Raw genomic sequence first — 1,535 nt, 5'->3', positions numbered from 1 at the left:
TTTCGTATTATCAGGTCAGCCAGAATTTCTGGTTGGCCTTTTTACATGGCCGGTTTAAGATGGCGGTAGCCGGGAGAACGAGGGCGTTTTTGGGGAGTTTTACCCCGTCGCAAAAACTGTTCTCCCACTACCCCCAATGACCATGTTTGAGCTGGTTGAGGCATTTGGACCTCGCATCACAAGCGAAGCTGTGGGATTGGAACCATCGTGGGAATGCCGGCTACGATTGTAGGAGGAGATGACATGAGACCGGTTGTCGGAGTGGATGTGGCGAAAGGGACAAGCATGCTCCAAGCGTTTACGGATCGGAACAAGCCGTACAGTAAGATTATCAGCATCACGCATACGGAGGAAGGGTGCGAGCGATTAGGAGGCTTGCTGGAGGAATTACGACAGATAACGAAGCTGGAGCCTGCGGTGGTGTTGGAAGCGACGGGGCATTACCATCGCAGTCTGGTTGCCTATTTGGAACGCGAAGGATATTGCCACTACATCGTGAATCCTCTGCAATCCAAACGTGCCAAGGGTACACAGCTGCGAAAGGTGAAGACGGACGCGGTGGATGCCTGGCATCTGGCCGAGATGTTCTACCGCGGGGATGTCCTGCCGCACCGAACACGGACAGAGGAGATGGCTGAACTGCAGCACCTGACGCGGCAGCACGAGTTTATGACGTCTCTGCTCGTTCAGGCCAAGCTGAATGCCAGGGCTCTACTGGATCAGGTATGTCCGGCTTACGAGAGCGTGTTCCACAATCTGTTTTCCACTACATCCTTACATGCCCTGCGCCGAAGGTTAAGCGGTGGAACCATCACGGTTGAAACGATTCGGGAAACAGCCGGCTCTTCACACGGAAAAGCGTGGGCGCAGGCAAAGGCTGAGCAAATACAAGCGTTGCCGACTCTGAGTCAGCCAAGTAAAGCGCAGCAGACGGCTCTACTATGTATGGTGGAAATGATACTCGCTCAGCAAGAACAGCTTCGTCAACTTGAGCATGCCATCGAGGAGACGGCGCTGGCGCTCCCGGAAGTGGAACTTCTGAGGACGATTCCCGGCGTGGGAGATAAACTTGCGGCTGCCATTGCGGCGGAAATTGGGGATGCGGCTCAATTTGAGGACCCCAAGCAACTCGTCGCCTACGCGGGTCTGGATCCAGGCGTTCACAGCTCGGGGAAGTTCACGGCCAGCAGCAGCCGTATTTCGAAAAGGGGTTCCAAACGCTTACGCAGAGCGCTGTATGTCGCTGTGCAGTGCGGGCTTAGAAAGGGTGTAAACGAACGGCTAAAAGCCTATTACGACAAGAAAAGGAAAGAGGGCAAGCCCTACAAGGTAGTCGTGATCGCTTGCGCCAACAAGCTTTTGCATCACGTCCATGCCATCCTCGTAAAAGGCGAGCCCTACAAAGCCTAAATTCCATATTCACCCAGAAGCATCCGCGCCAACGGAGGCTTCTTTGTGTTAGTTCAAAAACAGTATAGCAATAACGATGCCGCAATCCAACCACATAGGGTTGACAAACATTAGCTGGTTTTTGC

At 53.6% G+C, this 1,535-nt stretch carries 1 protein-coding gene; it reads left to right on the top strand.

The genetic code is table 11. From position 1 onward, the window contains the following. Positions 1-243 precede the first annotated feature (243 nt). Complete coding sequence (locus BM235_RS31525; RefSeq protein WP_090118232.1) at positions 244-1,410, top strand: IS110 family RNA-guided transposase; 1,167 nt, start codon at positions 244-246, stop codon at positions 1,408-1,410. Positions 1,411-1,535: the final 125 nt, after the last annotated feature.

It is taken from the genome of Cohnella sp. OV330 (assembly GCF_900112065.1).
Taxonomy (GTDB): domain Bacteria; phylum Bacillota; class Bacilli; order Paenibacillales; family Paenibacillaceae; genus Cohnella.
This window is presented reverse-complemented; position numbering and strand designations above follow the sequence as displayed.

Excerpts from the sequence above, each read along its gene's own strand:
- BM235_RS31525 (WP_090118232.1), top strand. The coding sequence starts at position 244 with ATGAGACCGGTTGTCGGAGTGGATGTGGCGAAAGGGACAAGCATGCTC.